Annotated in this window: 21 protein-coding genes; 6 read left to right on the top strand and 15 right to left on the bottom strand. The window is 62.3% G+C overall.

Annotated elements, in window-relative coordinates; genetic code table 11:
• Positions 1-16 precede the first annotated feature (16 nt).
• The 4 genes from Q7J44_RS00235 (at position 17) to Q7J44_RS00250 (ending at position 4,294) form a co-directional block, all read left to right on the top strand.
• Complete coding sequence (locus Q7J44_RS00235; protein ID WP_304875892.1) at positions 17-1,465, top strand: NAD-dependent succinate-semialdehyde dehydrogenase; 1,449 nt, start codon at positions 17-19, stop codon at positions 1,463-1,465.
• Positions 1,466-1,527: 62 nt separating this feature from the next.
• Positions 1,528-2,511, top strand: coding sequence for a TRAP transporter substrate-binding protein (locus Q7J44_RS00240; protein ID WP_304875893.1), 984 nt, complete (start codon positions 1,528-1,530; stop codon positions 2,509-2,511).
• A complete protein-coding gene (locus Q7J44_RS00245; RefSeq protein WP_304875894.1) occupies positions 2,511-3,014 on the top strand; it encodes a TRAP transporter small permease in 504 nt (167 codons plus the stop codon). Before Q7J44_RS00240 ends, Q7J44_RS00245 begins: the two co-directional genes overlap by 1 nt.
• Positions 3,011-4,294: a TRAP transporter large permease gene (locus Q7J44_RS00250; protein WP_304875895.1), complete on the top strand. Its 1,284-nt coding sequence runs from the start codon at positions 3,011-3,013 to the stop codon at positions 4,292-4,294. The genes Q7J44_RS00245 and Q7J44_RS00250 overlap by 4 nt, the downstream gene beginning before the upstream one ends.
• 52 nt (positions 4,295-4,346) lie before the next feature.
• On the opposite strand, the gene Q7J44_RS00255 is transcribed toward Q7J44_RS00250, so the two are convergent.
• The 15 genes from Q7J44_RS00255 to Q7J44_RS00325 all read right to left on the bottom strand — a co-directional run bounded on the left by Q7J44_RS00255 (position 4,347) and on the right by Q7J44_RS00325 (position 19,887).
• On the bottom strand, positions 4,347-5,495 hold the full coding sequence (locus Q7J44_RS00255; RefSeq protein WP_304875896.1) for a Xaa-Pro peptidase family protein: 1,149 nt from the start codon (positions 5,493-5,495) through the stop codon (positions 4,347-4,349).
• Between the two features lie 27 nt (positions 5,496-5,522).
• The gene (locus tag Q7J44_RS00260) at positions 5,523-6,497 is read right to left on the bottom strand and encodes an ABC transporter ATP-binding protein (RefSeq protein ID WP_304875897.1); all 975 of its coding nucleotides are present in this window, start codon (positions 6,495-6,497) and stop codon (positions 5,523-5,525) included.
• Positions 6,494-7,480: an ABC transporter ATP-binding protein gene (locus Q7J44_RS00265; RefSeq protein WP_304875898.1), complete on the bottom strand. Its 987-nt coding sequence runs from the start codon at positions 7,478-7,480 to the stop codon at positions 6,494-6,496. The genes Q7J44_RS00260 and Q7J44_RS00265 overlap by 4 nt, the downstream gene beginning before the upstream one ends.
• A 3-nt stretch (positions 7,481-7,483) precedes the next feature.
• Positions 7,484-8,371, bottom strand: a complete 888-nt coding sequence (locus Q7J44_RS00270; protein ID WP_304875899.1) for an ABC transporter permease — start codon at positions 8,369-8,371, stop codon at positions 7,484-7,486.
• Between the two features lie 9 nt (positions 8,372-8,380).
• Positions 8,381-9,358 carry an ABC transporter permease gene (locus tag Q7J44_RS00275; RefSeq protein WP_304875900.1) on the bottom strand — a complete coding sequence of 326 codons (978 nt, stop codon included), beginning with the start codon at positions 9,356-9,358 and terminating at the stop codon, positions 8,381-8,383.
• 43 nt (positions 9,359-9,401) lie between these two features.
• The gene (locus tag Q7J44_RS00280; protein WP_304875901.1) at positions 9,402-11,009 is read right to left on the bottom strand and encodes an ABC transporter substrate-binding protein; all 1,608 of its coding nucleotides are present in this window, start codon (positions 11,007-11,009) and stop codon (positions 9,402-9,404) included.
• Positions 11,010-11,197: 188 nt separating this feature from the next.
• Positions 11,198-12,496: a glutamine synthetase family protein gene (locus Q7J44_RS00285; RefSeq protein WP_304875902.1), complete on the bottom strand. Its 1,299-nt coding sequence runs from the start codon at positions 12,494-12,496 to the stop codon at positions 11,198-11,200.
• 57 nt (positions 12,497-12,553) lie between these two features.
• Positions 12,554-13,543 (bottom strand): TRAP transporter substrate-binding protein, encoded by a 990-nt coding sequence (locus Q7J44_RS00290; protein WP_304875903.1) that lies wholly within the window; start codon positions 13,541-13,543, stop codon positions 12,554-12,556.
• Positions 13,544-13,573: 30 nt separating this feature from the next.
• Positions 13,574-14,845 carry a TRAP transporter large permease gene (locus Q7J44_RS00295; protein ID WP_304875904.1) on the bottom strand — a complete coding sequence of 424 codons (1,272 nt, stop codon included), beginning with the start codon at positions 14,843-14,845 and terminating at the stop codon, positions 13,574-13,576.
• A 3-nt stretch (positions 14,846-14,848) separates the two neighbouring features.
• Positions 14,849-15,376, bottom strand: a complete 528-nt coding sequence (locus Q7J44_RS00300) for a TRAP transporter small permease (protein ID WP_304875905.1) — start codon at positions 15,374-15,376, stop codon at positions 14,849-14,851.
• 114 nt (positions 15,377-15,490) lie between these two features.
• Positions 15,491-15,955, bottom strand: a complete 465-nt coding sequence (locus tag Q7J44_RS00305; protein WP_304875906.1) for a nuclear transport factor 2 family protein — start codon at positions 15,953-15,955, stop codon at positions 15,491-15,493.
• Positions 15,956-16,007: 52 nt separating this feature from the next.
• Positions 16,008-16,814, bottom strand: a complete 807-nt coding sequence (locus Q7J44_RS00310; RefSeq protein WP_304875907.1) for an ABC transporter permease — start codon at positions 16,812-16,814, stop codon at positions 16,008-16,010.
• Entirely contained in the window at positions 16,811-17,653 is an 843-nt protein-coding gene (locus Q7J44_RS00315; protein WP_304875908.1) for an ABC transporter permease, read from the bottom strand. The genes Q7J44_RS00310 and Q7J44_RS00315 overlap by 4 nt, the downstream gene beginning before the upstream one ends.
• Positions 17,653-18,690, bottom strand: a complete 1,038-nt coding sequence (locus tag Q7J44_RS00320; protein ID WP_304875909.1) for an ABC transporter ATP-binding protein — start codon at positions 18,688-18,690, stop codon at positions 17,653-17,655. The genes Q7J44_RS00315 and Q7J44_RS00320 overlap by 1 nt, the downstream gene beginning before the upstream one ends.
• A gap of 3 nt (positions 18,691-18,693) precedes the next feature.
• On the bottom strand, positions 18,694-19,887 hold the full coding sequence (locus Q7J44_RS00325) for a PotD/PotF family extracellular solute-binding protein (RefSeq protein WP_304875910.1): 1,194 nt from the start codon (positions 19,885-19,887) through the stop codon (positions 18,694-18,696).
• A 262-nt stretch (positions 19,888-20,149) separates the two neighbouring features.
• Between Q7J44_RS00325 and Q7J44_RS00330 the strand changes: the two genes are divergently transcribed.
• Both Q7J44_RS00330 and Q7J44_RS00335 read left to right on the top strand, forming a co-directional pair.
• Positions 20,150-20,806: an isochorismatase family cysteine hydrolase gene (locus Q7J44_RS00330; protein WP_304875911.1), complete on the top strand. Its 657-nt coding sequence runs from the start codon at positions 20,150-20,152 to the stop codon at positions 20,804-20,806.
• A gap of 172 nt (positions 20,807-20,978) precedes the next feature.
• Positions 20,979-21,878 (top strand): polysaccharide deacetylase, encoded by a 900-nt coding sequence (locus Q7J44_RS00335; protein ID WP_304875912.1) that lies wholly within the window; start codon positions 20,979-20,981, stop codon positions 21,876-21,878.
• Positions 21,879-21,880 lie beyond the last annotated feature (2 nt).

Consider the following 21,880-nt stretch of genomic DNA (forward strand, 5'->3'; position numbering starts at 1 on the left):
TGACAAGGATGACAACATGACTGACTTTTCGCATCTGGTGCGCGAGGCGAACCTGATCGGCGGCGCGTGGGTCGGGGCCGACTCCGGCACGATGATCGACGTGACCAACCCCGCAACTGGTGCCGTCATCGCCCGCGTGCCCAACGCCGGTGCTGACGAGACGCGCCGCGCCATTGATGCCGCCCACGCTGCCTTTCCCGCCTATGCCGCCCTGCCGCTGAACGAGCGTGTCGCCATGCTGCGCCGTCTGCATCAGGCGATCCTGGATCATCAGGAGCCTTTGGCCCGGATGATGACCGCCGAACAGGGCAAACCTTTGTCCGAGGCGCGGGCCGAAGTCGGATCAAGTGCGGCTTACGTCCTGTGGTTTGCCGAAGAGGCGCGGCGAATCTATGGCGAGATCATTCCGTCGCCCGTCGCCGGGCGGCGGCTGATGACGACCAAGCATCCGGTGGGCGTGGTGGCTGCAATCACGCCTTGGAATTTCCCGTCGTCGATGCTGGCGCGCAAGATCGGGCCAGCACTGGCGGCGGGCTGCACGGTGGTGGTGAAACCGGCCAGTGCCACGCCGCTGTCCGGCCTTGTCTGGGGGCATTTGGCAGAACAGGCAGGATTTCCGGCAGGTGTGGTCAATGTACTAACCGGCAGCGCCCGCGCCATCGGCGGCGAGATCATGACCAACACAAAGGTGCGCAAGATCACCTTCACCGGCTCGACCGAGATCGGCAAGGATCTGATCCGCGCCGCCGCTGGCACGGTCAAACGGGTGTCGATGGAACTGGGCGGCAATGCGCCTTTCATCGTGTTTGACGATGCTGATCTGGACCGTGCGGTCAGTGGCGCCATCACCGCAAAGTTCCGTAACGCGGGCCAGACCTGCATCTGCACCAACCGGCTTTATGTGCAATCGGGCATCTACGACCGCTTCACCGCCGCATTTGCCGAACGGGTCACCGCGTTGAAGGTTGCGCCGGGCGATGAGGATGGGGCGGAGCAGGGCCCGATGATCGACGAAGCGGCGGTCGAAAAGATGGAAAACCTTCTTGCCGACGCGCTGGAAAAAGGCGGCCAACTGGTTACCGGCGGCGGGCGTCATGCGCGCGGCGGGCTGTTCTTCCAGCCCACAGTGATCAGCGATGCCACCCCTGCCATGCGCTTCAGCTCCGAAGAGATCTTCGGCCCCGTCGCTGCGATCTATAAATTCGAGACTGAGGATCAGGCGATCAGCCTCGCCAATGACACCGAATACGGCCTCGCCGCCTATGCCTATACCCAGGACATGCGTCGCGTGTTCCGCCTGCAGGATCAGCTTGGCTATGGCCTTTTGGGCATCAACGAGGTGTTGATCGTCACCCCCGAAGCCCCTTTCGGCGGGATCAAGGAATCCGGCATGGGCCGCGAAGGCGGTCGCCAGGGGATCGAGGATTTTCTGGACCTGAAATACACCTGTATCGGCGGGCTGTAGCTCGCCTGTACTGGCTTGCCCACGCAAAATGACACGATCCATCAGCATAAGGAGTTACTGAAATGTTTACCCTTTCCAGATCTGATTTTGTGCGGGGCGCGGTTGCGTCCCTTGGCTTTGCGGTCTTGGGCGCAGCTCCGGCACTGGCACAGACCAGCCTGCGTTTTGCACATTTCTCGGTCGAGGATGACCCGAACCACCGCGCGGCCACCGAGCTGGCCGACATGGTTGCCGCCGCCACCGGGGGTTCGGTGACAATCGCTATTTCGCCCAATTCACAGCTGGGCGGCGAGGTAGATGTGGTCGAAGGCATCCTCTTGGGCACCATCGATATGGCCCCGCCCTCTGCCGCGGTTCTGGCCAACTGGGTGCCGGAAATGAACGTGCTGAACATGCCGTTCGTGTTTCGCGACTGGGACCATTACCAAAGCGTGCTGAACGGCCCGATCTATGACGAACTGAGTGCCGCCGCCGCGCCCAAGGGGCTGCGCCTGCTGGGCTTCATGACATCCGGCCCGCGCCATATCATGACAACGTCTGCGGTGAACGGAATGGAAGATCTGGCCGGACGCAAGATCCGGACTGTGCAGAACCCGGTACATGTGGCCACGTTCAACGCCTTCGGTGCCAATGCGACGGCGATCGCCTACCCCGAGGTTTACAGCTCGCTGCAAACCGGCGTGGTCGATGGTGCGGATGCCGCCAACACCAATTACTTTACGGCCAAGTTTTACGAAGTTGCTCCCTACTGGGCACAGGTCAGCTGGCTGTTCTACACCAACCCGATCGTAATTTCGGAAGCGAAATTCCAGTCCTTTGACGAGGCCACGCAAACGGCCCTGCTCGAAGCAGGCCGCAAGGTGGGGCAGGAGCAGCAGGCTGACTGGCGGGCGAGCGATGATGAGCTGCTGGCCGAGCTGACCGCAAATGGTGTCACGGTCACCACCCCCGATCCCGCCCCGTTCCGCGCGGCGGCGGAGGCGATCTACACCGAATTCCTGACCACCGATGAAGAAAAGCGCCTTGTCGCGCTGATCACGCAGTAATGCCGGTCAAGCGCCTGATCATCCTGTTGCGAACCCTGACCACCGGCTTTGCCGTCACCTGTTTTTGCTTTATGGTGCTGGCGGTTACGGTGCAGGTGATCGGGCGCTATCTGTTGCCCATCAAACTGGGCAATGCCGTGGAAAGTGCGGCCTTCGCGCAGGTCTGGCTGGCCTGTATCGGGGCCGGTCTGGCGCTGCGCCATGGCGCGGTGTTTGCGGTTGATGCGCTGCCCGCCACGCTGCCACTTTGGGCAGCGCGCATCGTGTCGGTGCTGATCGCGGCGGGGTCTTTGGTGTTTCTGGCAGTGCTGGTCTATGGCGGCATCCTTCTGGTCCGGCAGGGGGCCTCGCAAACATCTCCCACGCTTTTGATGCCGATGTGGATCGTGTTCTTGGCGGTACCGGTTGGCATGTCCTTCATGGCGCTGGAGGTGATCCTGCGTGTGGTTGACCGATGGGCAGACCCGTTCGCCCCTGTATTCGAGACGGAGATGGCAGAATGATGCCGCTGGGCGGGCTTGCGTTGGTGCTGCTTGCGGGCGGCGTGCCGATCTTTTTCGTGCTGGGTCTGACCGCGCTGATCTCGGTGCTGTATGCCGATCTGCCGCTGGTACTGCTGGCGCACCGGTTCTATTCCGGGCTGAACAACTTTACCCTGATGGCAATTCCGTTCTTCATCCTTGCGGGGATGTTGATGGATGCGGGCGGGTTGTCGCGGCGGATTGTCGATTTCGCCATGGCGTTGATCGGCTGGGTCACCGGCAGCTTGCTGATGGTGGCGATTGTCGCAGCCACGGCGCTCGCCGCCATGTCCGGATCTGGTAGTGCGGATACCGCAGCGGTCTCGGCGGTATTGCAACCCGAGTTGCGCAGACGGCGCTACAATGTCGATTTTGCGGCTGCCCTGATCGCGGCCTCGGGCACTCTGGCGCAGATCATTCCACCAAGTTTGATGCTGGTGCTGATCGGAGTCGTTAACAACCTGTCGATCGGTGCATTGTTTCTGGCGGGCATCCTGCCCGGCCTTCTGGTCCTGCCGGGGTTTTTCTACATCGCGCATCGCCATGCGTCGCGTGGCGGGTCGCAATACCGTTCGTCAGAACCGTTCAATGGCCGCCGGTTGTGGCACAGCTTTGTTGTGGCGCTGCCTGCCTTTGGCATGGCGGTGGTCATCATGGGCGGTATCATTGGCGGCATCTTCACCCCCACCGAAGCTGCAGGGGCTGCCGTGGTCTACGCCCTGATTGTCGGGGCCTTCGTGTACCGAGAGCTGACATGGGCGCGGTTCCTGCACGCCATGGTGCAGGCCAGTGCCTTTACGTCCGGTATACTGATCCTGGTAGCGGCGGCGACCACCTTCAACTGGCTGATTGCTGTGGCCGGTTTTCCCGAGATGATCAAGATCTGGTTCAGCGACAATATCAACAATTTCTGGATGTTCCTGCTGATCGTCAACGTGCTGCTGATGGCGCTTGGCATGGTCATGGAAAGTCTTGCGATCATCCTGCTGCTGAGCCCCATCCTGCTGCCGATTGCTGCCTCCTATGGCATCGACCCGGTGCATTTCAGCGTGGTGATGGTGTTCAACTGCGCCATCGGGATGATCACTCCGCCGCTCGGCGGCGCGGTGTTCGTGGCGGCCACCATTGCCAGGCGTCCGTTTCTGGCCGTGGTGCGCCATATCTGGCAGCCTTGGCTGGTGATGACGTCTGTTTTGCTGCTGATCACTTTTGCGCCATTCTTCACGCTGATCCTGCCACAGCTGGCGGGCTACCTGAGATAGACCCGGCCCACGCCCCGGCATGAAAAAGGGGGCCGCCTGGCCCCCTTTTGGTTTACTCCACGACAATCAGATCCTGCCAGCCGGTGGTCAGTGCCTCGCCGCCACCGGGGCGGGCGACGACGCAATCCTCGACCCGGGCGGAAAAGGTGCCGTCCTGGAAGATTGAGGGCTCGATGGTGAAGATCATGCCTTCCTCGACCGGGGTGGCGTCGCCCTTGGTCAGGAACGGCGGCTCGTGCACGTCCCATCCAATGGCATGACCGAGCCGGTGGCGGAACTTGTCGCCGTAGCCGGCATCGGCGATCACATCACGCGCGATCTTGTCTACTTGTTCGCAGGTCGTCGCCCCAGCCTTCAGCGCCTCGATCCCGGCGCGCTGGCTGTCCATGATCAGGCGGTGCACCTTGACCTGCTCGTCGCTCGGCGCGCCAAAGCTGACCGTGCGGCCAAAGTCATAGCACATCCCGTCATGCACCGCGCCAAAGTCGAACAGCACCGACACCGGGGCAGTCAGCACCCGGGGCCAGGTTTCCAGCCGTCGGCCAAAGCGCATCGGATGGTCCGGCCCGGTATTGTACAGTGACGTGGTGAACGATGGGCCAAGCGAGCCGTGGCGCTTCATCTGGTAGTCAACCTCGGCCACCACATCCAGTTCGGTCATTCCGATCTTCAGCCGGGCCAGCACATCGGTGAAGGCGGCTTCGGTGATGCGGCCCGCCTCGCGCATGGTGGCAATCTCGCCTTCGTCCTTGATCACGCGTAGGGCGCGCAGGATATGGGTGGCGGAGGTGAAGCGGGCGGCGGGCACCAGCCTTTGCAGTTCCATCAGGCTTTCGGCTTCGGCATTGTCCGATGTGGCAATGGTCGCGCCATCCTTGATGCCCAGCTCTTTCAGGATGCCCTGCACCATCACCACCGGGTCATCCCAATCACCCAGCACCCGCACGTCCAGCCCATCAGACCCGCCCTTGGCACCGAACTCCGCCGTCATGCGCGGCAGGGTCAGGATCGGGTCACGGTCAGGCGCGATCCATGCGCCTTCCAGCCACATGCCGGGGTGCAGGTTCCGGCCATAGTTCGGGATGTCACGGTGGATGCCGGTCAGGTAGTCCAGATCAGTGCCTAGCGGAATGAACACAAGGTCAGCCTTGCCGGGCAGAAGCCCTCGGAAACGGGTCATGCGGTCTTGGTAGGTAGCCATCAGGTCTCTCCCTTTGGTGGTTCTGATTCAGATAAGGTGGCAGGCCGCGCGCCTGCCCGGCGCAATTGCGCGAAGGGCCGGGCTTTCCACGCGGCAGCGGTCGGTCGCCAGTGGGCAACGCGGGTGAAAATGGCAGCCCGAGGGCGGGTTCAGCGGCGACGGGATTTCCCCCGCCACGGGTTGAAACGCGGTGCGTCGGCGGCTCAACCGGGGCACGGCCTCGACCAATGCGCGGGTGTAGGGGTGTTGTGGGGTGTCGAACACTGCTTCTGCAGGGCCCTCCTCAACCACGCGGCCCAGATACATTACAAGCACCCGGTCGGCGAGATGGCGCACGATGCCAAGATCATGGCTGATGAAGATATAGGTCAGCCCCAGTTCCTCGCGCAGGTCCATGAAGAGGTTGACGATCTGCGCCTGTACCGACACATCCAGCGCTGACACCGCCTCGTCACAGATCAACACCTCGGGCTTCACCGCCAGCGCCCGGGCAATGCCGATGCGCTGACGCTGGCCGCCGGAAAACTGGTGCGCGAAACGATCGTGAAAGGCGGGGTCGATACCGCAGCGATCCATCAGGGTGCGGACATATGTGTCGAGCTCGGCGGTGCCGACGATGCGGTGCACGCGCGGGGCCTCGCCAATCAGTTCGGTCACCCGTTTGCGCGGGTTGAGCGACGAGAACGGGTCCTGAAAGATCATCTGCCGATCAAGGCCCTCGGTCACATCGCGCCGCTTGCCTTCCTGCAGCACCTCGCCCGATGTGGGGCGCGTGAGGCCCGCCGCCATCCGGCCAAGGGTGGATTTGCCGCAACCGGATTCGCCCACGATGCCCAGTACATCGCCACGGTGCAGGGTGAAATCGACACCATCCACCGCGCGCACCACCTGTGCGCCGGGGCCAAGACCGATGCGGCCGAGCGAGCGCGACAGAACGCTGTCATTGGTGCGGAAGGTCTTGGTCAGGCCCCGCGCCTCGAGGATGGGTAGATCGGCGGTCATGCCATGGCTCCGGCAGATTCGGTCAGGGGGTGGTGACAGCGGACGGTCTGGCCGCTGCCCGTGGGGCGCGGGTCGGGCCGGGTGGTGTCGCACAGCGCCGTGCGGTGCGCGCAGCGCGCGGCAAAGGCGCAACCGGGGGGCAGGTCGGACAGCAGCGGCATCCGGCCCGGGATCATCGGCAGGCGGGTGCCCTTGGGCTGGCCCGCCGCCACGCTGTCGATCAGTCCGCGGGTATAGGGGTGGGCGGGCGTGTCGAGCACGGCATCGACCGGGCCTTCCTCGACCACGCGGCCCGCGTACATAACCGACACCCGGTCGGCGATGCCCGCGACCACCGCCAGATCATGAGTGATCCAGACCAGCGCCGTGCCTCGGTCACGGCAAAGCGCCTGCGCCAGCGCAAGGATCTGGCCCTGTATGGTCACATCCAGCGCGGTCGTCGGTTCATCCGCGATCACCAGCTTCGGGCTGTGCAGCAGCGCTGTCGCAATTGCCACCCGCTGTCGCATGCCACCTGATAACTCATGCGGCCAGGCCCGCAGCCGCTGTTCCGGTGCTGCGATCCCCACCTCGGACAACGCCGCCACCAGCCGGGCACGCACGGCAGAGCGAGGCAGGGGGTCATGTGCGCACAGCGCGTCGCGCATCTGTGTCTCCACCCGCAAGACCGGGTTCAGGGTCATCATCGGGTCCTGAAAGATCATGCCGACCTGCCGCCCACGGACGCCCCGCATATGCCCCGGCGTCAGGCCGCGCAGATCGGTGCCGTCCAGCTCGATCCGGCCCGCCGTCACCCGCGCATCGCCCGGCAACAACCCGTTGATGGAAAACCCGGTCAGCGATTTGCCTGACCCGCTTTCGCCGACCAGCGCCACGATTTCTCCGGCATGCACGGTCAGGTCCACCCCATCCAGCGCGCGCAACTCATGCGCGCCGGTGCCAAAAACGGTGGTCAGGCCACGCACTGTCAGAACAGGGGCCATGGATCAGCCTCTCAGATGGGGGTTGAGGACTTCGCGCAGGCGGTCGCCCACAACGTTGATCGACACGACCAGCACCAACAGCACCACGCCCGGCAGCACCGAAATCCACCAGCGCCCGGATTGCAGGTAATCGAACCCGTTGGCGATCAGTAGTCCCAGCGAAGGGCGGGTGGGCGGCAAGCCCAGACCCAGAAAGCTCAGCGTGGCTTCAAGCGAAATCGCCTGCGCCATCTGGATCGTCGCCACCACCAGCAGCGTGGGCAGGCAGTTCGGCAGGATGTGGTGAAACAGGATGCGCAGCGACGGCAGGCGTAAGCCTCGCGCGGCATCGACGTAGTCGCGCGCGTTTTCCACCAGCGCCACGCTGCGCACGGTGCGCGCAAAGTACGCCCATTGCACCACCACCAGCGCCACGATGATCTTGTCGATCCCGCGCCCCAGAATAACCAGCAGGATCAGAGCCACCAGTATCGTCGGCAGGCTCAGCTGAAGATCGACAATCCGCATCAGCACGGCATCGACCCAGCCGCCGCTAAACGCCGCCACCAGCCCGACCAGCGTGCCAAAGGCCAGCGCAATCACCCCCGAGGCCAGCCCCACGATGAGCGAGATCCGCAGACCATACAGCATGGCCGACAGCATGTCGCGCCCCTGCCCATCGGTGCCCAGCCAAAAGGTCACCCCGGCAAAACTGGCTTCACCCGGGGACAGCAGGTTGTCGAGGATCGAGACTGACCGCAGGTCATAGGGATCTTGCGGCGCGATCAGTGGTGCGAAAATCGCGGCCAGGGTCATCGCCACAAAAACGCAGAACGCAACACTCGCGGTCGGAGAGGCGAAGAACGCGGTGGCAAAGGCGTGCAGGCGCGAGGGGCGCTTGGTAAAGATCATGGCCATCCCTCAGACCGCCCCTGCGCCAAGGCGCACGCGCGGATCAAGCAGAGAATACAGGATGTCGATCACCAGATTCAGCAACACGAACATGGTGACCACAAAGATCAGGTAGGCAACGATCAACGGGCGGTCCAATACGCTGATGGCGTCGATCAGCATCTTTCCGACGCCCGGCCAGGAAAAGATCGACTCCGTCACTACGGCAAAGGCGATGACGCCGCCGAACTCCATCCCCAGCACGGTGACAATCGGGATCAGCAGGTTTTTCATCGCATGCCAGCCCAGTATGCGGTATTCCGGCACGCCGTTGGCGCGGGCAAAGCGGATGTAATCCGATGTCATCACCTCGCGCAGCCCGGCGCGGGTCAGGCGGATTACCATCGACATCATGAGAAGCGACAGGGTGAAGGCCGGCATCGCCAGATGGCGCAATCCGTCAAGGGTCAGAAAGCTGACCCTGACGCCGAACACCGTTACCAGATCCCCCCGGCCAATCGCAGGCAACCAGCCCAGATAGACAGAGAACGTCAAAATCATGATCAGCCCGATCCAGAAGATCGGCACCGAAAAGCCGATCATCGACAGGCCCATGATGGTCTTCGATATCCAGCTGTCAGGCCGCAGCCCCGCATAGAACCCCGCAGGCAGGCCAACCCCCACCGCCAGCACCAATGCGGCCACCGCAAGTTCCAGCGTGGCGGGGAAGCGTTCCCAGATCAGGCTCATCGCGGGCACGCCATGGGTGAAGGACCGGCCCAGATCCCCCTCGGCAAGGTTGCCAAGGAAGATCAGGTATTGCTGCCAGACCGGACGGTCGAGGCCAAGGTTGACCATGATCGCGTCGAGACAGGCTTTGGTGCATTCGGACGAGGCAAAAAGATCGACCGGGTTTCCGATGACATGGATGCCAAAGAACACCAGAACGGTCATCGCGAACAGGACCAGAATGGCCTGCAAGATGCGTCTGAGGATGAATTCAGCCATAATCCGCCCTAGGTTTTACTTTGTGCCCCGCCCGGTTCATGCGTCAGTCAACGCGCTTTACTTCGACCGCAAGCGTGCGTTCATTTGTGCGTGGTGCATGTTCCAGACCGGCCTTCATTGCCCATTTGTTCACCTGAAAATGCAGCGGGATCAGGGCGCGATCTTCCATCGCAAAACGGGTGGCATCCTGCAGCAGGGCGAGCCGCGCGGTGCGGTCGATGGTCTGCTTGGCCAGTACCGATTTCGCGTCGATCGACGGGTTGGAATAGCGACCGAAGTTGCCGTTTCCACCGCCGGTTGCCGCATTATAGGTTTCCAGAATGCCCGAGACGGAATAGGTCGCCTCGCCTGCCACGGTGCCCCAGCCGGTCAGAGACATTGAAAACTTCGGGCTGTCAAAGCCGGGGAAACCGTCAGCGCCTCCGCGGATCAGGTCGGAGAAGAACACCGCGCGCGGCATCGTGTCCACCTCTGTCGTGATGCCGATCTGGGTCCAGAACTGCGCCACCGCCTCGACGATGCGGGCATCGTTGATGTAGCGGTCATTCGGCCCGTGGATGGTCATGCGGAACCCGTCGCCATAGCCTGCCTCGGCCAGCAGCGCGCGGGCGGCTTCGGGGTCATAGGCATCGGGTTGCAGATCCTCGACATAGCCGAAGAAGCCTGGCGGCACGATGTTGCGCGTGGGCTGGCTGGCTCCGCCCATGATCCGGTCACGGATCGCATCTCGGTTGATCGCCAGCGACAGCGCCTTGCGCACGCGCCAGTCGCGCAGCGGGTTCAGCATTGCGCTGCCATCATTGGCGGTGATGTAGGGTTCAGAATGGCGATAGGATGGCATCATATATATCAGCCGGTCTGACGCGATGGACGACACGGCAAAGCGGTCATCGCCTTCGAGCTGCGGCAGGTCGACAGTCGGCGGATAGTCGATCATGTCGACATCGCCGTTCAGCAGGGCCGCCAGCCGTGCGCTGTCTTCGCCCACGGGGCGGAACACCACCTCATCCCAACCCGGGTCGCCGCCCCACCAGTTGGGGTTTTTGGCGACAACGATGCGGTTTCCGGGGCTGAACTCCTTATAAATGAACGGCCCGGTGCCGATGGCTGCAGCGCCCGAGTTGAAATCGACTGACGGGGTTTTGCCCGGCACCACATGCTGCGCCACAATCGGGATCATCGCCAGATCTTCGGCCATGGTCGGATAGGGGCCTTCGGTGGTGATGTGAACGGTATGGTCGTCCACCTTGGACCAGACCTTGCCACCCTTCGCCAGCTGAAACGCGGGACTGGCGGTAGCGCCTTCGATCCCGGCTTTGAGCCGGTCAAAGGAATAGATAACGTCATCGGCGGTGAACGCCTCGCCATCATGCCAGGTTACGCCCTGTCGCAGTCTGAATTCCCAGGTGGTGTCATTGATGGGCTCCCACGACAAGGCCAGCCCGGGCGATGGCTGTGACGCGCTGTCCAGATCGACCAGATGCTCGAAGATATGTTCCTGCAATTGCAGGTCGGCAGAAAGCTGGGTCCAGTGCGGATCAAGCGTCGCCGCTTCTGACCGCACGCCGATGGTCAGCACTTCTTGGGCAAGGGCGGTCTGCGGCCCGGCAAGGGCAAGGGTTGCCACGATGGCAAAGCCAAGTCGTTTCACGTCATATCCTCCTTGTTGATGGTTTTGGATGGCACGCCTGCGCCCCGCGCTTTTCTCATTGAGCGGAAAAGTTCTCGCTGCGCACAAAAGTTCTTTGAAGGCTAAGGCAGGGCGCGTCGGTCTGTAAACAAAAATTTTGAACAAAAGTTCGGAAAACGCGGTGTGCCACCAAAGCGGTGAAATCTGCGTCAGTAAACGAGCGCCAGCTTTGCGGCGAGGGCGTCAAAACTGTACCCGGCCGCCTGCACCGCATCACTGCGGCGGCAGCTATAATAGGCTTGCGCCAGATCGGGGCCGAACCAAGTGGTAGCATCCTGCAGAGCTTGCCGTGTCAATGCTGCGTCGAGCGAAGCGGGCAGCGGGCGCACCCGCCAGGCGGCGCGCTGTTCGGGCGGCAATGTGTCGGGGTCGTGCTGCACATCGGGAGGGGCGGGACTGCCAGCCGCAATGCCCGCAAGTCCGGCACGGATGATTGCCGCCAGCGCCAGATAGACATTGGCGGTCGCATCGCTCACCCGGTATTCCAGCGATGCCTTGGGGCTGCTGCCATCCACTGCCGGGCCACGCGGCACCAGCCGGATCATCGCCTCGCGATTGCGCAGACCCACACAGGTAAAGGCCCCGACCCATGAATGCGGCCGCAGCCGTGCATAGGAATTGGCCGACAGCACGGTCAACGGCACAAGGCTTTCCGCATGGTCGATCAGCCCGGCCACAAAGGGCGCCGAACGGTTGGTCAGCCAATCGGAATGACAGGTCACATTGCGCGCACCATCCCACAGCGAGAAATGGATGTGTACGCCATTGCCCACCTCATCCAGTGACGGCTTGGGCAGGAAACTGGCCCGAAGCCCCATGCAATGCGCCGTGTCGCGGATGGTTTCCAGCGTCAGCACCGTGCGGTCAGCGGCGGTCAGCGGGTCGGTGGGGACCGAGCTGATCTCGAACTGCGAAGCTCCGTATTCGGCTTGGAACTGCTCCAGCGCGATGCCGGACCGCTCCAGCGTGTCCAACACTCTCTGGCCGAGCGGCGCAATCACGCGCCCGGCAGACAGCGAAAATGCCACATGGTTCGACTCGTTCAGCCCGTGCACCGTGAATTCATGCTCAAGCGCCACCTTCATCGTCAGGCCGGTGGCGGCCAGGTCGGCAATCGCCGATTTCAACGCCGTGCGCGGGCAGCAGGCCCATGGCGTACCATCCATCTGCCGCGCATCGCACAGCGCAAGATCAAACGCAGGGCCACCCTGATGCCCGCCCAAGGTAACGCAAGCCGCCGGGTCCGGGACAAAGCGGATCTCGCCCAAGGGACCAAAGGGATTGTCGGGTGGCAAACCGTTCAGGGCGCCGATGGTCAGGTTGGCGGGCACCCATGGCAGCCCATCGGCCATCGCCTCTGCCATCCGGCCTGCGGGCACCGATCTGCCGCGCAGTATGCCGTTCAGGTCCTGATTGCCGAGGAACAGAAAATGCCCGGGCGTGGCCATGCCATGTCTCCGCATCTGGTCAGGGTGGTGGCGCGCAATCTGCGCGCCACCACGGTCTCAGCGGCCCAGAGCGGTCTGGATACGCGTCAGATAGTCTTGCGCTTCCGGCTGGTTCGTCAGGATCACATCCCACGACATCTTGGCCTTTTCCATGAACGGACCCAGCTCCGGCTCGATGATCTCTACCCCTGCGGCGCGGGCGGTCTCTAACCCGGCGGCGGCCAGTTCGTCATGCGCGGCGATGCCAACCGCAATCGACTCAGTCGCGGCAGTCTGCACGATTTCCTTCAGATCATCGGGCAGCCCGTCCCAGAACGATTTCGACAGCAGGAACACGGTGGTCGACTGGTGTACGGTCAGCATTGTGTAGCTGTTGACGGTTTCATGAAACTTGTCTGCCACCAGCGCGTCGGGCGAGATTTCGATCGCATCAACCACGTTGTTCTGCAACGCCATGAAGAGCTCGCCATAGGCCATCGGGGTCGGCTGGGTGCCAAACGCATTGTAGGCCTCGACAAAGCCCGGCGTCGGCAGCACGCGGATCTTCACGCCTGCCAGATCATCCACCGTTTCGATCCGCACCGGGTTGCGGGACGCTACGCTGCGCTCATAGCTCGACCCGAAGCCAAGGCCGTACATGTCGTAGTCGCCCAGCAGGTCCAGCATCTCGCGACCCATGTCGCTTTGGAGGATGTCATAGGCCTGCGCCTTGTTGTCGAACAGATAGGGCAGCGACAGCACGCGGTAGGCTGGCACCACAGTTTCCAGCGTGGAGCCGCCGATGAAGCCGCCGGTCAGAATGCCGGTGCGGATCGACTGGATGGCGCGGGTTTCATTCCCGGCCTGCGCACAGCACTGGATATCCACCGTGATGCGCCCGCCGGAGCGTTCTTCCATCAGCCCGGAAAAGTGGTTCAGGATCACCTGATACGGGCTTTGGTCGCTCAGCACATGGGCCAGCGTCATCTCGTAAGTCTGGGCCGATGCCCCCCCGGCCAGCAAGACTGTGCTGGCGGCGGTGGCGATCAGGGTCTTGAACGTGTTCATGTGTCGTTCCTCCTGTGGTTGGTTTTTTGGTTATCGAAGCAGGGCCAGCGAAATGCCGGGGACGTAGGTTATGAGCATCAGATTTCCGACGAGAACCGCGAGAAAAATGAACAGTGGCCGCATCAGCTGTTCCATCGAAATCTTGGCAATCCCGCAGGCGATAAACAGGTTGACCCCCACCGGCGGCGTCACCATGCCCACCGCCAGATTGACGATCATGATCATGCCGAAATGCACCGGGTGGATGCCGTAGGAGGCGGCAATCGGTGCAAGGATCGGGCCAAGGATGATGATGGCGGCAAAGGTTTCCATGAACATGCCAACGCCGATCAGGAACACGTTGACCAGCAGCAGGAACACCAGCGGGTTGTCCGTCACCGTGCTGAGCATCGCGCCGATCATTTGCGGCGCGCGCATCAGATGCAGGGCAAAGCCGAACATCGCGGCAAAGGCCACGATGATCATCACCACTGCCGACGTAACGGCCGCCCCGGCAAAGATGCGGGGCATGTCGCGCAGCCTGATCTCGCGGTAGACCACCACGCTCAGGAACATGGCATAGACCACCGCCACCACCGCGGCTTCTGTCGCGGTGAAGATACCGCCGAAGATACCGCCAAGGATGATCACCGGCAGGAACAGCGACAACGATGCGCGCAGGGTGGCGGCCCAGACCCGGCGGACATAGGGACCAAGGACAAAGACCTCGCGCTCGCCATAGCCCTTGACCATTGAAATCAGGATCACGGTGGCGATCAGCGACAGCCCGATCATCAGGCCCGGCAAAAAGCCTGCGAGGAACATGTCGGTGATCGAAACGCCAGTGGTCACGCCGTAGATGATCATGGCGACCGAAGGTGGGATGATCACCCCCAGTTCACCGGAAGCCGCCGTGGTCGCGGCGCTGAACGGGCGGGGGTATTTCTGCTTTTCCATCTCGGGGATCAGCATCGAGCCCACTGCCGCCGCCGTGGCCGCCGATGAGCCGGAGATTGTTGAAAACAGCATCGAGGTCAGCACAACCGCCGCCGCCAGCCCGCCCCTTACCCAAGCCAGCAAGGCCTTGGCCAGGTCCACCAGCCGCTCGGCAATGCCGCCGAACTGCATCAGCCGTCCTGCCAACACATACAGCGGAAGCGCCATCAGCGTGAAGCTGTCCAGTGATTCGAACACCACCTGTGGCACCGCGATCAGCGGGATGCCCCGGTCAATCAGGATGGGCAGCGATGCCATGCCAAGCGCCAGCGCAATAGGCACGCTGATTGCAAACAGGCCCAGCAGGATCAGGATCAACGACACCATACCCTAAACCTCCGGCGCATCATCGGCGGCGAAGCGGATATCACGACCGGACAAAACCGTGTCGATCACCAGCGCAACAGAGTTGATGATCATCAACCCCGCCCCCACCGGCATGGCCCAATAAACGTAGTCCTTGGTGATCCCCAGCACCGGGCTGGTCTCCGACCGGCCCAGATCCACAAACGAGATGCCCACCCAGACCATCATCGCAAAGAACGCGACGCACAGCACAATCGACAGATTGCGCACCGGAATGCCGATCCGGGCGGGCAGCTTGCGCACCCCGAATTCCAGCGCGATCATCTGTGCATGGCGCACGCCAACCCCGGCACCCAGAAACACCATCCAGATCAGCGCATAGCGGGCCAATTCCTCGGTCCAGGGCGCGCTGATGTTGATGCCGCCCGCCGTCAGCACGAAACGCACGGTGACTTGCCCGAAGACAGAAAGGGTCACCACCATCAACAACATGCCGACAAGGATTGTCACCCCGGCGTTCAGTTTGTCGATGGCAGACAAGAAGCTGTGCACGGGCGCTTTCCTTGGGTTTTGAAGCCGGTCCTCAATTAGTTCACCAGAATCAATTTGTGCGCAATAGTTTCTTTTGTTCGCATATAGAACATTTTGCGATCTGAGAGGCTGGGCTTAGTTCCGGCCGATCGGATGCATGGTTGCGCGATGAAAATCCTTGGTCCCCGCAGCCTTCAGCACCAGCCGGGTGATCTTCCAACCATCTGCGCTGCGCGCAAATTCATGGTGATACTGCGCCCACAACTCACCATCCGGCGCGCCGGAATGATAGCGGTGCCAGGCGTAGAGGTAGCTTATGCTGCTCGCTCTGCCTGCGGATTCAAACCGGATATCAATGTTCGAAACATGATGGCTTGTCGCCGCAAAGATGGTTTTCAGGCCAGTGGCCACGCCTTTGCGGATTTCCTCCTGCCCAGTCAGCACCGCTGCCTCGGGCCCATAATCGACCACCGCCTCGGGCGCAAAAAGTGCGGCCACGTCGTCCGGTTCATTGCGGTCAAAGTGATAGCAATAGGCCCGGATCACTCCGGCAATCGCCTCACGGTCGAACAGCTGTTGGACGGTAGAGCTGTGTTCCATCGGCAAAGCCTCCATTCTGCAGGTGAATATGTGCGATTAACGCACAAATGTTTCAGTTTGGGCTATTTGCCCGTCGGCCCGACAGTATCCATCGCGCCAGGATCAGCATCAGCACGATGAACCCCGAAACAAAGGTGCCGATCACTGCAATCGCGGGGACAAGTGGCGAATAATTGGTGGCCGTGCGCGAAAACAGCCACAGCGGCAGCGGCGTGTCGGCCCCGCTGGTGTAAACTGACAAGGGAAGGTTGGACCACGACAGCAGAAAGGCGAACAACGCGCCGGAAAAGATGCCGGGCCACAGCGCTGGCAGCGTCACCTCGCGCGCAACCTGCCAGCGTGAGGCACCCAGATCGAACGCCGCCTCTTCCTGCGCCACGTCGTAGCCGAACAGCCGGATCGAGATGACCAGCGTGACAATCGGCACGATCCACACCGCATGGGCCACCACCGCCGTCTTCCAGCTGGGTGCGATTCCAAGCGCCGACATCGACAGCAGCAGCGCCAGGCCAAGCACCGGCTGCGGGAAAAAAATGGGCAGCACCAGTATCTTCTGAAACACCCCGCGCCCGCGCCAGTCATAGCGCGCATAGGCCATTGCCCCGATGGTGCCCAAAACCACCGACAACAGCACAACACAGACCGCGATCTGCAAGGATATGACATGCAGCGTCACCGTTGTGTAATCCGCCGCCGCCGCACGGTAGGCGTCCAGCGTCCAGACCTTGTGCGGAAACCGCATGTAGCGGGTGTTGGCAAGCGAGGCGAGTACGACCGAGGCAATCGGCAGATAGAGCGCAGTCACCAGAGTGCCAACCCACAGCACCTTGAGCCACAGGATGTGCCGCCCGCCCGTCATCGCCGGATGATCCGGTTCAGGTCGATCCGGCGGACGGCGGGAAACACCAGCGCTGCCGTGACGGCGATGACCAGCACGGTCAGCGCCGCCCCCATCGGCCAATCCTGCGCATAGTTGAACCGCTGCTCGATGGCCGCCGTGATCACCGTTACCGCGCGCCCACCCAGGATCGCCGCCTCGGCATTTGCCCCAAGGCACAGAACGAATGTCAACAAGCCCCCCACCAACAGGCCGGGGGCGGCAAGTGGCAGTTCCACCTCACGCAGAACCGCCCATCGGCCTGCGCCCAGATCCCGAGCCGCCTCAATCCGGTCGCCCGGGATCATGGCCACGCCCAGAAGCATCGGAAACAGCATGAAGGGGAAGTGGATGTAGATCATGCCCACCAGTGCCGCGAAACGGGTGTTCAGAAAAGTACCGATCTGCACGTCAAAAAGCGCATTCAGGGTGCCCGCCAGAATTCCGCCCCCCGGCATCAGAAAGACCGACAACCCGAACAGACGCACGCTTTCCGAGATGAAGATCGGCAGCGCGATCAGGGCGGTCACGATGCTGGCCCAGCGGCCCGCGTGATGGTGCAGGATCTTGGCCGTGGGCCAGGCCAGCAAGGCGGTGATCAGCGTGGTCAGCGCCGCGCCGATCAGCGACCACATCAAGGGCATGCCGTATCCGTCGCTAAAGGCGGTGCGGTAGTTCTGCAAACCGACCTCGCTGGTCAGATCAAAGGTGCGCGGCGGCATCAGGCTGTACCAGACGACGATCCCCAATGGTGCCGCAAAGAACAGCAGCATCAACACGATCATCGGCAGCGCATACAAGAAACCGGGATTGCGCTGCATCACGTGTCGACCCAGGCGATATCCGCCACATCAAAGCTGAACTGCGCCGTCTGTCCGATCTGCAGACCGGCTTGCGGCCCTGCGGCAACCTCGGCGATCAGCGCCGCGTCACCTGCGCGAAGGTGAAACTGCGTGCGTGACCCCAGCATCAGCTTTTGCGTCACCACCGCATGGAAGGCGTCGCCGGCGTCACCGCCCGGGCGCAGGGATTCCGGGCGCAGTACGGCATAGGCCCCCATTGCCCCCGATGCAGGCACGCCCAGATCGGCAAATATCGCACTGCCGCCCGCCTGAGACACCGCCAGAATGTTCACCTCGCCCATAAAGCCCGCAACAAAGCGGCTTCGCGGGCGGCGATAAATCTCGTCTGGGGTGCCGATCTGTTCAAACTTTCCGGCCCGCATGATGGCGATGCGGTCTGACATAACCATCGCTTCTTCCAGGCTGTGGGTGATATAGATGAAGGTCTTGCCCGTGCGCTGGTGCAGCTCTTTCAACTCCACCTCCAAGGTCTTGCGCAGACGGTAATCAATGGCCGACAGCGGCTCGTCAAAGAACAGGATCTCCGGATCCGACCCCAAGGCCCGCGCCAGCGCCACCCGCTGCCGTTCGCCCCCCGAACATTGCGTCACCGGGCGGGGATAGTAGCCCTCTGGCAAGCGGACCAGACGCAACAATTCGAGCGCGCGGGCACGCCGCACCTCGGGGGCCACGCCCTTCATCTTCATCGCGAACTCGATGTTCTGCCCGACCGTGCGGTGGTCAAACAGCGCCAGCGACTGGAACACCATCGCTGTGGGCCGCCGGTTGGCGGGCATGTCAGTGATGTCGCGCCCGCGCAGGTGCAGGCTGCCTGCCGTGGGCGTATCGAGGCCCGCCAGCAGCCGCACGAGTGTGGATTTGCCGCTGCCCGACGGGCCGACGATGGTAAAAAACTCACCTTCGGCAATGTCGATCGACACGCCGTCCACGGCGGTCATCGTCCCGAACCGCCGGGTCAGCCCTGTCAGCGACAGGGCTGGTGGAGGATGTGTCACCGCTCAACCCCGCGCGCGCATCGCGGCGGAATAGATGTCATACAGCCTGTCATAATCCGGCACGATGTCGAACTCGACCGCATTGGCGATCCGCTCGTCGAACTCATCCCACTGGATCGCGGCCAGCTCTTCGGTGGTGAAGCGCGACATCAGCTCCGGGTTGGCCATCTGTGCCACCGGCTGAAAGTTGCCATTGCCGCGCGCCACGATCTCTGCTGCGTCCGGCGTGGTGATGAACTCAAGGAAATCAATGGCTTCATCGAGCGGATCGGGATTGGCCACCGCCGAATTGATCTCGATCCAGTTGATGCCGCCCTTGCCATCGGCGGGGCCGGAATTGGGGGTGATGGCATACAGGTTGTTCACGCCCTCCAGCCGCGCCGCTGCCGTGGTATAGGTGCCGCCGGTGAAATACATGTCAATTTCGCCGTTCAGGATGGCCAGGTTCAGTTGCACGAAATCGGTGGTGATCAGCTTGGCGTTCTGTATCCAGCGCTTTGCGGTCTCTTCGAACCGTGCCACCTCTTCATCGGTTTTCACCTTGAACGGGTGCACACCGGCCCCCATGCAGATATCCATCACATTCCAGTCTTCATAGGCCAGAATGCCGTAGCGCCCGCTGAAATCGGGATTGTTGAAAAGATCCCAGCCCTCGTCCTTGGCCAGTTCCGGCGAGATCACGTCGGAATTCACCACGAAATCAAAAGTCTCATAGCGCTGCACCACGCCCAGCAGGTGGTTGCCATCCTCGCTCATCGCCCAAGGATAAGGCGCGGCGAACTTTGGTTTCATCTGCGCATATAGCGGCTCGAAACGGTCGCGCGGCAATTCGCGGATCAGGCCTGATGGCCACATCTCACCCCGCGCCCATGGGTTGTTAACGTTGATAAAATCCCAGACCGAGGTTTCCCCAGCCCGCAGCCGGTTCACCGAGCTTGGGTCCGATATATGGATCTCATAGCGGATGTCGCCCCCGGTCTGCTCCTTCCACAGCGCCAGCAGGCGCGGGTCGGCATAGGCATCCCATGTCAACAATGACAAGGGCCGCGACTGTGCGCTGGCCGCCATCGGCAGGCTTGCCGCCGCCGCCCCTGCCGCAAGGCTTTGCATGAATTTCCGGCGGCTGACCGAATGCTGCATCGGTGTCCGAAGCGGGTTGCGGGATGCCATCTGGCGCAGAATGCGGTCGCAGTTCATCAAAGCCTCCTTGTTCGCTATGTGAACTATTATGCGCGAATAGATTCATTTCAACGTATTTTCCGACGATCACCCCGTATTCATGGAAAAGCCGTGTCTCTTTGACCCCGGAAGTGCGGAAATTTGAGGCCGGCATTGCTGCAAAGTCCCCTAAAATGCACCCTTTGCCCCCAGCCCAACGCGGACGAAGCCCTTGCCTCTTGGATGAAGGTCATGAACACATGTGCGCAGACCCGCCGCCTCTTGTGTTGAAGGACCCGCCATGACATCCCCCTTCCTCTCCACCACATCACGCGACATCCCGATTGTGCCAGATCGTGCGGTGCTCTTGTTCATTGATGTGCAGAACTTTTCCTGCCACCCGGACGGTGCGGAATGGGCGGCGCTGCGAGCGGAAGATCTGGCGCAGATTCGCGATCCGTTCCTGGCCCAGATGCGCGATCACGTGGTGCCCCGGATGCAAAGACTACAGGCCGCCGCGCGCCGGGCAGGGATCGAGGTTATGTACACCACCATCGAAAGTCTGACCCTTGATGGGCGCGACCGCAGCCTTGATTACAAAATCAGCGGCTTTAACGTGCCAAAGGGATCGTGGGACGGCAAAGTGCTGGACGAAATCGCGCCGCAGGGCGATGAAATGGTGCTGCCGAAGTCCTCCTCCAGCGTGTTTGTCTCGACCCATATCGACTACATCCTGCGCAACCTTGGGGCGCAGCAGGTGATCATCTCTGGCGTGCTAACCGACCAATGCGTTGAAAGCGCCATCCGCGACGCCTGCGACCTCGGCTATCTGGTGACGCAAGTCACAGATGCCTGCGCTACCTTTGGTGAGGCGCGACAGGCCGCGTCGATCAACGCGATCAAGGGGTACTGCCGTCAGGTATCCACCGACGCCCTTGTCGCTGAACTGAAAGGCTGAAGCGTATTTGGGCGCTGTGCGAACTTTAGTGCGAAATTTGTAGACAGCCAGCGGGTAGCCCCTGTATCGTCGGAAGCATGTGGAAAACACTTGTTCTCCACCCGAACCGCCCAGAGCCGCAGGTAGCCCAAATGCCGCACATGACCGACCCGACCGCAAAGGCGCGGGCCAGATGAACCCCGACCGGGTCTGGGAAACTCCTGAGGAAGAATGGCGCGCGCTGGTCAACCGCGTGCGCGCCGGACAACCCTTGAAGCCCGCGGTCTGGCCGGGCGGGGCACACTGCGCGGTTGCCCTGTCGTTTGATGCCGATCACGAGACGTTTGAGCTGGGGCAGGGCCGCGCCGCCATCGGGCGGCTGGCCTGGGGCGAATTCGGGCGACGCACGGGTGTGCCACGCGTGCTTGATGTGCTGCACCGCCATGATGTACGCGCCACCTTCTTTACCCCCGCTGTCGCCGCGCTGATCGACCCCGCCGCGATGCGCCCCATCACCGACGCCGGGCACGAGATCGGTGTGCACGGCTGGCTGCACGAGAACACCTCGCGCCTTGACCGCACCACCGAGCGTGAGTTGATGTTGCGCGCCCGCGACGCGCTGGAACAGGTCACCGGCCAGCGCCCCGTAGGCCACCGCGCCGCGCAATGGGACCTCAGCCCGCATACCATCGAGCTGGTGGCCGAATTGGGCTTTGCCTATGACAGCAGCCTGATGGCCGACGACGAATGCTACGAACTGGTCACCAATGGCACCCCCACCGGCGTGGTCGAGGTGCCGGTGGAATGGGTGCGCGATGATGCGGTCTACCTGCTGTTCAACCGCGACCCCGCCACCCGGCCCTGGACCCCGCCCGAAGCGGTGTTCGACATCTTTCGCCGCGAGTTGGACGCCGCCTTTGACGATGGCGGCTTGTTCCAGCTGGTGATGCACCCCTTTGTGATCGGCTACCGGTCGCGCATCTGGATCCTCGATCAGCTGATCGCGCACGCAAAGGCACGCGGAACCGTCTGGTTTGCCACCCATGCCGAAATCGCCGACTGGGTCTGGCAGCACCGCTCCCAAACAGATTGAAC

This window comes from Pseudotabrizicola sp. (assembly GCF_030656345.1).
GTDB lineage: Bacteria > Pseudomonadota > Alphaproteobacteria > Rhodobacterales > Rhodobacteraceae > Pseudotabrizicola.